Genomic DNA, 8886 nt, shown 5'->3' with positions numbered 1-8886 from the left:
CGCGATGCCCCTCACGGAAGAGCACCATGGCGTCCTCGACGAGCCGGTTGAGATCCTGGCGCGTGTGCGCACCCGCCGGCATCCGCGCGAAGGTCGAGAACTCGTTCACCAGGGCCTTCAGCTCCTCGACCTGCTGGATGATCGTCCGCGTACAGTCCTCGAAGACGGTTCCGCCGTCCTCCAGCTGGGCGGCGTAGCGGCGCCGGAGGCGCTGCGCCGAGAGCTGGATCGGCGTGAGCGGGTTCTTGATCTCGTGCGCGATGCGGCGCGCGACCTCGCGCCACGCCTCCATGCGCTCGACGCGCAGGAGGTGCGTCACGTCCTCCAGGAAGAGCACCACGCCCTGGGGCGTGCCGGCCTCGTCGACGAGCCGCGTCCCGGTGAGCAGCGCCGCCACCTCGCGCCCGTCGCGCGCGAGCTCCAGATGGCGCTCGACCGAGGCGTACGGCGGCATGGCCGTGTCGTCGTGCACGAGGTCGGCCACCATCTCGCGGATCTCGCCGTGGGAGGGCGACGCGAACACCTCGGCGAGGCGCCGGCCGACCGACGCCGCGGCCGACACGCCGAGAAGCGAGGCGGCGGCGCGGTTCATGGTCGTGATGCAGCCCGTGGCGTCCGTCGAGACGACGCCGGCGGTGATGTTCGCGAGCACGATCTCCAGGTAGCGGCGGCGCGCGTCGAGCTCGGTGCGGTTGCGCTGCAGGTCCGAGGTCATGTGGTTGAAGGCCGTGACCAGGGTGCCGATCTCGTCGTCGCCCTCGCCGGGGATGCGCTGGTCGAGATCGCCGTGCGCGACCGCGCGCGTGCCCTCGGCCAGGCGCTGGATCGGCACGGTGATGCCGCGCGCGACGTAGAACGCGACCCAGGTAGCGGAGAAGAGCACGACCGCCGTCACGAGCAGCAGCATGATCGTGTAGTTGGTCGTGATCGGCCGGCGCTGCACCTTCAGGCGCAGGTACTGCCGGAACGACTCGTCGATCGCCGCGCGCCGCTTCATGACGCTCTTCGGGACGAGCGCATCGACGACGACGACGCCCCGCACGTGCCCGTCGATCGTGATCGGCGTGGCGGCCCGGATGATGTCGCCCTCGCCGAGCGTCTCGACGTTCGTCCCCTCCTTGCCTGCGAACGCCTCGCGCACGAAGGCGGAGAACGGCTCCACGCCGAGCTTCCCGGTGAGCTCGGGGCGGCGGGCCCGCGCCAGGCTGTCGCCGTCGGCGAAGACCTCGATCAGGTCCACCTGGTAGTCGTCGCGGCGGGCGGTCAGGAATTCCTTCAGGCGACCACGCCGGTCGGGCGCGAGGAGCCCGTGGGTCACGACCTGCGCCGCGGTCTTGCGCGCGAAGCCGAGCGAGTCGCTCGCCAGGTCCTGGTAGTACGCCTGGGCGACGTCGAGCGAGCCCTCGAGCGCCTTCTCGACCTGGCCGTCGAACCAGCGCTCGATCGAGTTCGACATCAGGACCTGGGCCGTGACGAAGAGCAGCGTCGTCGGCAGGAGCGCGATCGCCACGAAGGCGACGACGAGCCGCGTGCGGAGGTGGGAGCCCAGGATCCGCTGCCGCCGGTCCAGGACGAGCTTCGCGATGTTCCGTCCGACCAGGAACACCAGCAGCACCAGCAGGATCAGGTTCACCTGCAGGAGGCCGACGATGATGGCGTCGCTCATCGTCCCGCCGACGCCGCCGCCGGGCGGCCTCGTCTCGAAGATCGCCAAGAGGACGACCGCCAGCCCGGTCGCCAGGATGACCCAGCCTTCGCGCCAGCGCCGACGCCCCCCCACCTGCGGATCCTCCGCAGGCCCCGACTCGGACCGCTCCCGCATGGGAAGGCGCGATGATAGGGGGCGATGCCGTTGAAGGCAAGGCGGATCCATTCGCCTAACTCACTGAAAAGACGAAGATCTCGCGATCAGCGACGGAAGAGGACCTTCACGATCAGCGACAGCACGACGCTCACCACAAGACAGGTGACGATGGGGAAGTGGAAGGACCAGTCGTTGCGCTCGACGTTGATGTCACCCGGCAGCCGCCCGAGCCACGGCACCTTCGCGCCGAGCAGGAGCACGAGGCCGAGCACCGCGATGGCGAGGCCCGCCACCACCAGCATGCGGCCGAGGTCACTCACGACGCCGAGCATGCGCCCGGCGCGTGGGTTCGTCCACCCGGGCTACTTCGGGCTGGAGAACTTCTTCAAGGCCGCGTCCATGCCGGCCAGCACGGAGGCAGGGTCCTTCTCGTCGTAGAAGTACTTGAACTTGTCGCGCGGCGCGTGGAGCTCGGCGTCGAGGGCGCCGTCGGGGGCGAGGAACATCGTGCGCGGGATGTAGCCGCCGTCCGGGGCGTACTTCGCGACCTGGTCCTTGTCCTTGTCCTGATCGAGCCGGATCATCACGAACTTCTTCGACAGATCGACCACCTTCGCGTCGCTGAACACCTTCGAGTAGTTCGCGCAGTGCGGGCACCACTCGGTGTAGACGATGAGGCAGATCGGCCTCTTCTCCTTCTTGGCCAACGCCAGGCCCTCGTCGAGGCTCTTCCAGGCGATCGCCTTGTCGTTCCAGTCGTGCGCGCCCGCCGACGCCGCCATGGCGACGACGAGCGCGGCGACGGCGAAGAGACGAGTCATCACAGGAGCCTCCCTTGCTGGCCGGGTTCCGGAGGTTGCGTCCCGGCGCGGCGGCCGAAGTAGCCGTATGCGATCGCCGTCGCAACGCGGCCCTTCGGGGTCCGGGCGAGGAAACCCTCCTGGATGAGGAAGGGCTCGTAGACGTCCTCGATCGTGTCCCGCTCCTCGCCGATGGCGGCGGCGAGCGTGTCGAGGCCTACCGGACCGCCCGCGAACTTGTCGATGATGGCGAGCAGGAGCGCACGATCCATCTTGTCGAAGCCCGCTTCGTCGACCTCGAGGAGCCGCAGCGCGCCGCGTGCGACGTCCTGCGTGATGCGGCCGTTCGCGCGCACCTGCGCGTAGTCGCGCACCCGCCGCAAGAGGCGGTTCGCGATTCGTGGCGTGCCGCGCGAGCGGCGCGCGATCTCGCCGGCCCCGTCCGGGTCGAGGGGCACGTCCAGGATGCGTGCCGAGCGCGCGAGGATGCGTTCGAGCTCGGCCGTCGCGTAGAAGTCCAGGCGGAAGGTCGCGCCGAAGCGGTCACGCAGCGGCGAGGTCAGGAGGCCCGCTCGAGTGGTCGCGCCGACCAGGCAGAAGGGCTTCAGCGGGAGCTTCAGCGAGCGCGCCGTCGGGCCCTGACCGACGACGATGTCGAGCTGGAAGTCCTCCATCGCCGGGTAGAGCGTCTCCTCGACGACGTGGTTCAGGCGATGGATCTCGTCGACGAAGAATACCTGTCCGCGATCGAGGTTCGTGAGCAACGCCGCGAGATCGCCGGGCCGCTCGAGCACCGGCCCCGAGGTCGGGCGGAGCCCGGTCGCGAGCTCGTTGGCGATGACGTTCGCGAGCGAGGTCTTGCCGAGGCCGGGCGGGCCGCAGAGCAGGATGTGGTCCAGCACGTCGCCGCGTGCGCGCGCGGCTTCGATCTGCACGCGCAGGTTCTCGCGCAGCGGCTCCTGGCCCACGTACTCGTCGAGCGTGCGCGGACGCAGCGGCGCCTCGACGAGGCTGTCCTCCTCGTACGCCTCGGGGACGATCGGGCTGTCGTCCGGGCGCTTCACCCGCCCGCGAGCCCCCGCAGCGCCGCGCGGATCACGTCCTCGAGCGGCGCGCCCTCCGTCCGAACCTTCTTCACCACGCTCTCGGCCTCGGCGCGCTTGTAGCCCAAATTGACGAGCGCCGACACCGCCTCGTCGGCGACACCGCCGAGCGTGGTCGCGGGTATCGCGGTGGGCGCGTGCCCGTTCGCCAGCGCCGCGGCCGCGGCCCGGCACTCGACCACGACGCGCTCGGCGAGCTTCTTGCCGACGCCGGGAATCGACTGGAGGCGGCCGACGTCGCCGGCGGCGATGACCCCGGCCAGCTCGGGCGCCGGCATGCCCGAGAGCACCGCGAGCGTCGTGCGCGGCCCGAGCCCCTTCACCTTGCGCAACAGGTGGAAGAGCGTGCGCTCGCCCTCCCCTGCGAATGCAATGAGCTCGATCGCGTCCTCGCGCACCTCGGTGTGGACGAGCAATCGCACCGCCGCGCCGAGCGCCGGCAGCGCCGTGAACGTCTGGAGCGAGACCAGGGCCACGTAGCCGACGCCCTGCACGTCGACGACGACCCGATCGGGCGCCTTCTCCGCGAGCGTGCCCGCGAGCCGGGCGATCATTCGTGTCGCTCCGCCGCGCGTCGCGAACGAGCACTGCGCTCGGCGCGCGCGATCGCCGCCTCGAGCGGCGCCTGCTGGAGATGGCAGAGCGCGACCGCGAGCGCGTCGGCCGCGTCGGCCGGCGGGCGGACACCGAGCCGCAGGATCGCCGTGACGCCGCGACCGACCGTCTCCTTGTCGGCGCGCCCGTGTCCGACGGCGGCCAGCTTCACCGCCGCGGGCGCGTACTCGTGCACCCGGAGGCGCGCCGCCGCCGCGGCCGCGAGCACGACGCCGCGCACCTCGCCGATGCGGAACGCGCTCTGCACGTTGTGGGCGACGAAGTTGCGCTCGAGCACGAGCGCGTCGGGCGTCCAGGTGCGCGCCAGCGCCAGGCACTCGACGTGCAGCCGGGCGAGACGATCGGCCAGCGTGTCGGTGGTGCCGAGGCGGATCGTGCCGCTGGCGAGCTCGCGGAACCCCGCGCCCGCGTGCTCGACCACTCCCCAACCCGTCACCCGGCTACCCGGGTCGATCCCGAGCGCCCTCACGCCACCTCCCAACCTCAGGCGGACAGTTGCTCGAGCTCCTCCGCCGCGATGTCCATGTTGGACGACACGGTCTGCACGTCGTCGTTGTCCTCGAGCGCTTCCAGGAGCTTCAGCAGCGTCTGCGCCGCCTGCCCGCTCACGGTCACGGTCGACGACGGCATCATCGTCACCTCGCCCGACGCGAGCGTGATGCCGGCCGCGGTGAGGGCCTGGCGCACGTCCTCGAACCCCTCCGGCGTCGTCAGCACCTCGAGGATGTCGCCCGCCTCGCGGACGTCCTCGGCGCCGGCCTCGAGTGCCACCTCCATCACCTTGTCCTCGTCGACGTCCTTGCGCTCGACGGTGATGAGCCCGCGCTTCGAGAACAGGTACCCGACGCTCCCCGTCGCCCCCATGTTGCCGCCGTGCTTGGTGAGGATGCTGCGCAGCTCGGCGACGGTGCGGGTGCGGTTGTCGGTCACCACCTGGACGAGGAGCGCGACGCCGCCGGGTCCGTAGCCCTCGTAGGCGATCTCCTCGTAGGTCACGCCTTCGAGCTCGCCGGTCCCCTTCTTGATCGCGCGCTCGATGTTGTCGTTCGGCATGCTGTTCTGGCGTGCCGTCAGCACCGCCGTGCGCAGGCGAGGGTTACTGTTGAGGTCGCCGCCCCCCATGCGGGCCGCGACGGTGATCTCCTTGATGAGCTTGGTGAAGATCTTCCCGCGCTTGGCGTCCTTCGCGGCCTTCTTGTGCTTGATCGTGCTCCATTTGGAATGACCGGACATGATGCCTCCGAGGGGCGCCGCGCGGGCCCAACGGAGGTCCGCTAGCACGGTCGCGAATGGGGAACAACCTCGCGAGCTTGCGCCTGCGACTGCGCGCGACATAATGGCACGCGGATGCGGTGGTGGGGTCGGATCGGCGTGGTGGCGGCGCTGGTCGTCGTCCAGGCGTGCTCGCTCACGAAGCCCGTGGCCCCGCCCGTCAGCGACGGCCGGCAGGAGGGCGTCGCGTCGTGGTACGGTCCGGGCTTCCACGGCAAGCGCACCGCCAACGGCGAGGTCTACGACCAGTACGAGCTGACGGCGGCGCACACGACGCTCCCCCTCGGGACCCGCGTCATGGTGACGAGCCTCACCAATGGCCGCGCGGTCGAGGTCCGCATCAACGATCGAGGCCCGTTCGTCGGCGGCCGCGTGATCGACCTCTCCTACGCGGCGGCGCGCATCATCGGCATGATCGGTCCGGGTACCATGCCGGTGCGGGTCGAGGTCATCGGAGGAGCGCCGGTCGCCATCGCCTCGCGCCGGCCCGCGCCGCCCGTGGTGCGCGAGCGCGCACGGCCGATCGAGCCGCCTCCCGCCCCCGCGCCGGTCGTGGCCAAGGCCCCCGTCGCCGAGCCGCCCCCGCCTCCGGAGCCGCGCGGAGCCTACACGGTGGTCGTGGCGACGCTCTCCGACGCGGGCAAGGCCGAGCACCTGCGCAGCCGCATCGCGCTCAAATTCCCCGACGCACAGGTGAGCCAGGTCGACGTCGGCCGCGATCGCTACTACCGCGTCCACGTCGGGCCGTACGCCTATCGCGGCGTCGCGGTCGCGCGCGCCGAGCTCGTGAACCGGTTCGGCTACCCGGCGGTCATCGCGGACGAGACGCGATGAGCCGCATCACCGCCGCGCTCGCGCTCGCGAGCGTCGCGATCGCCTGCGGCCCCGGGCCGGTCGTCCGCCACGGTGCGATCAACCAGCCCGCGCTGACGTCGATCGAGCAGGGTCTCCAGGGGGTGCGCGGGCTCCGCTTCACGGCGCCCGTGCCCGGGCGCGTGCTCGACCAGGCCGGTGTCGCCGCGCTCATCCGCAGCGAGCTCGATCGGGAATACCATCCCGGCGATCTCGAGCGGCTCTCGGCCGTCTACGGGCGCCTGGGGCTCCTCCCGCCGGGGACGAGCCTACGCCCCCTTCTCGAGCAGCTCTACGGCGATCAGATCGCGGCGCTCTACGATCCGCGCACCAAGACGCTCGCGCTCGCCTCGGGCGCCCTCGACGACCGCCCGCTGAGCATCCGCGTCATGGGGTTTCTCACCGGTCGCGACGTGCTCGGCGAGATGCTGGTCGCCCACGAGCTCACGCACGCGCTGCAGGATCAGCACTTCGGCCTGCCGACGACGGCGCCTCCGATCACGAACGCGGACGGTGATCGGCTGATCGCCCGTCGCGCCCTGCTGGAAGGCGACGCGACCCTCGCCTCGATCGCCTACGTGCGCGGCGGCGATCTCGACCAGGCGACCGTCCTGCAGCTGCTCGAGGAGGTCGCCGGCATCCCCGACGAGCTGGCGGCGCGCTTCCCCGACATCCCGGAGGTGATCCGCACCGGCCTCGCCTTCCAGTACAACCAGGGGACGTCGTTCGCGGCGGCAGCATACCTGCGCGGCGGCTGGCGCGCGGTCGACGACGCCGAGCGCGATCCGCCGGCGTCGACCGAGCAGGTCCTGCACCACCAGAAGTACTTCGACGAACGCGACCCGCCGGCGCAGATCACGCTCGGCGGCACCGACGAGCTCGAGCGACGGAGCTGGACGCCGATCGTCGAGGACACGCTCGGCGAGCTCGACGTGCGGATCCTCCTCGCGACGGTCGCTCCACAAACCGCCGCGGGCGCGGCCGCGGGCTGGGCCGGCGATCGCTTTCGTGCCCTCGCGCGCGGCGACGACGTGACCGTCGTCTGGCTCACGGTCTGGGACACGCCGGCCGACGCGAGCGAGTTCGCGGGCGCGCTCCCGCCCGTCCTGCCCGCCGCCGGCATCGAGCGGCGCGAGTCGCGCGTGCTGGTGACGATCGGCCCGGCCGCGGGCACGATCGCGCCGCGCGTCTGGTCGCGCTCGACGATGCGCGCGTCCTAGCAGGCGAGCTCGAAGCGCTCGCCCGGCGCTTCGCGGACCCGCCCCTCGGCAATGAGTTTGTCCAGGTGCGCCCGCACCGTGAGGCCGGCCATGCCGTGCAGGATCGCCCGGACGTCGGCATAGAGCAGCGCGACGATGTCGGGGATGCGGTCGGTCCCGCCGCCGAGCGCGGCGACGATCTGCTCCTCGCGCATCAGCCGGTGCGCGCGGTACTCGGCGATCGCCTCGTACGGGCGATCGATGGGACGGCCGTGGCCCGGAAAGATCGTCGCGAGGTCGAGCGTCGCGAGGCGCTCGAGCGAGGCGAAGTAGGCGCGCATGTCGCCGTCGGGGGGTGCGATGACCGTCGTCCCGGTCGACAGGATCGTGTCGCCCGTGAAGAGCCACCGGCGCTCGGGCTCGTAGAAGCAGCAGTGACCCGATTCGTGCCCGGGCGTGTGGACGACTCGCAGCCGCCCGCCCGGGTACGTCACCTCGTCCCCGTCGTCGAGCAGGCGCTCGGGCGCGAGGGCGTGGCCGTTCACCGTCGCGTTCGCATGACGGCGATGGACGGCGATCGGCACGTCCCAGGTGCGCCGGGCTTCGAGCGCGCCGCCCACGTGATCGGGGTGCGTGTGCGTGAGCGCGAGCGCGACGATGCGGCGTCCGGGTGATTCGAGTCGCCGCCGGTTCTCCTCGCCGAGCTGCGCTACGTCGAGGAGGAGCGCGTCGCGCTCGCCGAGCAGATACTGGTTCGTCCCCGGGCCCGTCATGACGCCGGGATTCGGCGCCAGCACGACCGTGAGACCGGGGCCGAGCGTCGCCGTCCTCATGCGAGATCCGCCAGCAGCTCCCGCGCCTTCGCCATCAGCATGCGCTCGTTCGCGTACGCGAGCATGGGCTCCGCGCGATCGAGCGAGAACCAGCGCACGTCGTCCATCTCGTCGTCGCGATCGGCGAAGCGACCGCCGCGATACAGCAGCAGGAAGAAGCGCACCCGTTTGAAGATGCGGACCGGCGCGCCGTCGGGCTCGCGGCGCGCGTACCAGTAGGTCACGTCGCCCAGACGCCCGGCGATCTCCGCCACGAGCCCGGTCTCTTCGCGCACTTCGCGGAGCGCCGTCTCCTCCATGCTCTCGCCCTCTTCGACGTGCCCCTTGGGCAGGATCCACACGAGGTCGCTGCCGGGATGGATGCGACGGCCCGCGAGGCACACCGTCCACGCCCCGCGGATGCGTCGA

At 71.4% G+C, this 8886-nt stretch carries 11 protein-coding genes; 2 read left to right on the top strand and 9 right to left on the bottom strand.

Annotation, left to right across the window (positions count from 1 at the left end; translation table 11 throughout):
- The 7 genes from VMS22_12730 to VMS22_12700 all read right to left on the bottom strand — a co-directional run.
- A partial coding sequence (locus tag VMS22_12730) for a HAMP domain-containing protein (GenBank protein ID HXJ34891.1) occupies positions 1 to 1780 on the bottom strand: 1780 nt, incomplete at its 3' end.
- 128 nt (positions 1781 to 1908) lie between these two features.
- Entirely contained in the window at positions 1909 to 2124 is a 216-nt protein-coding gene (locus tag VMS22_12725) for a DUF2905 domain-containing protein (GenBank protein HXJ34890.1), read from the bottom strand.
- A gap of 42 nt (positions 2125 to 2166) precedes the next feature.
- The gene (locus VMS22_12720) at positions 2167 to 2625 is read right to left on the bottom strand and encodes a thioredoxin family protein (GenBank protein ID HXJ34889.1); all 459 of its coding nucleotides are present in this window, start codon (positions 2623 to 2625) and stop codon (positions 2167 to 2169) included.
- Positions 2625 to 3644, bottom strand: a complete 1020-nt coding sequence (ruvB, locus tag VMS22_12715) for a Holliday junction branch migration DNA helicase RuvB (protein ID HXJ34888.1) — start codon at positions 3642 to 3644, stop codon at positions 2625 to 2627. The genes VMS22_12720 and ruvB overlap by 1 nt, the downstream gene beginning before the upstream one ends.
- Positions 3645 to 3664: 20 nt before the next feature.
- On the bottom strand, positions 3665 to 4261 hold the full coding sequence (gene ruvA / locus VMS22_12710; protein ID HXJ34887.1) for a Holliday junction branch migration protein RuvA: 597 nt from the start codon (positions 4259 to 4261) through the stop codon (positions 3665 to 3667).
- A complete protein-coding gene (ruvC, locus tag VMS22_12705; GenBank protein ID HXJ34886.1) occupies positions 4258 to 4791 on the bottom strand; it encodes a crossover junction endodeoxyribonuclease RuvC in 534 nt (177 codons plus the stop codon). The genes ruvA and ruvC overlap by 4 nt, the downstream gene beginning before the upstream one ends.
- A 14-nt stretch (positions 4792 to 4805) precedes the next feature.
- The gene (locus VMS22_12700; protein ID HXJ34885.1) at positions 4806 to 5555 is read right to left on the bottom strand and encodes a YebC/PmpR family DNA-binding transcriptional regulator; all 750 of its coding nucleotides are present in this window, start codon (positions 5553 to 5555) and stop codon (positions 4806 to 4808) included.
- A gap of 114 nt (positions 5556 to 5669) precedes the next feature.
- Here VMS22_12700 and VMS22_12695 point away from each other — a divergent pair, with 114 nt between their 5' ends.
- Positions 5670 to 6428 carry a septal ring lytic transglycosylase RlpA family protein gene (locus VMS22_12695; protein ID HXJ34884.1) on the top strand — a complete coding sequence of 253 codons (759 nt, stop codon included), beginning with the start codon at positions 5670 to 5672 and terminating at the stop codon, positions 6426 to 6428.
- Positions 6425 to 7666, top strand: a complete 1242-nt coding sequence (locus VMS22_12690; GenBank protein HXJ34883.1) for a hypothetical protein — start codon at positions 6425 to 6427, stop codon at positions 7664 to 7666. The genes VMS22_12695 and VMS22_12690 overlap by 4 nt, the downstream gene beginning before the upstream one ends.
- Here the strand turns inward: VMS22_12690 and VMS22_12685 are convergent.
- Together VMS22_12685 and VMS22_12680 are read right to left on the bottom strand one after the other, a co-directional pair.
- Positions 7663 to 8478: an MBL fold metallo-hydrolase gene (locus VMS22_12685; GenBank protein HXJ34882.1), complete on the bottom strand. Its 816-nt coding sequence runs from the start codon at positions 8476 to 8478 to the stop codon at positions 7663 to 7665. The two genes, VMS22_12690 and VMS22_12685, sit on opposite strands and share 4 nt — an antisense overlap.
- The coding region (locus VMS22_12680; GenBank protein ID HXJ34881.1) for an NUDIX domain-containing protein at positions 8475 to 8886 on the bottom strand (412 nt) is incomplete at its 5' end. The genes VMS22_12680 and VMS22_12685, both read right to left, overlap by 4 nt.

This window comes from Candidatus Eisenbacteria bacterium, from assembly GCA_035577985.1.
GTDB lineage: Bacteria > Desulfobacterota > Binatia > DP-6 > DP-6 > DATJZY01.
Note: the sequence above shows the minus strand (reverse complement) of the source record. Positions and strands in the feature narration are given on the sequence as shown.

What these genes read in the sequence shown, in the direction of transcription:
- VMS22_12720 (HXJ34889.1), bottom strand. Translation starts at nt 2,625, where the DNA reads ATGACTCGTCTCTTCGCCGTCGCCGCGCTCGTCGTCGCCATGGCGGCG.
- ruvA (HXJ34887.1), bottom strand. Translation starts at nt 4,261, where the DNA reads ATGATCGCCCGGCTCGCGGGCACGCTCGCGGAGAAGGCGCCCGATCGG.
- VMS22_12700 (HXJ34885.1), bottom strand. Translation starts at nt 5,555, where the DNA reads ATGTCCGGTCATTCCAAATGGAGCACGATCAAGCACAAGAAGGCCGCG.
- VMS22_12695 (HXJ34884.1), top strand. Translation starts at nt 5,670, where the DNA reads ATGCGGTGGTGGGGTCGGATCGGCGTGGTGGCGGCGCTGGTCGTCGTC.
- VMS22_12690 (HXJ34883.1), top strand. Translation starts at nt 6,425, where the DNA reads ATGAGCCGCATCACCGCCGCGCTCGCGCTCGCGAGCGTCGCGATCGCC.
- VMS22_12685 (HXJ34882.1), bottom strand. Translation starts at nt 8,478, where the DNA reads ATGAGGACGGCGACGCTCGGCCCCGGTCTCACGGTCGTGCTGGCGCCG.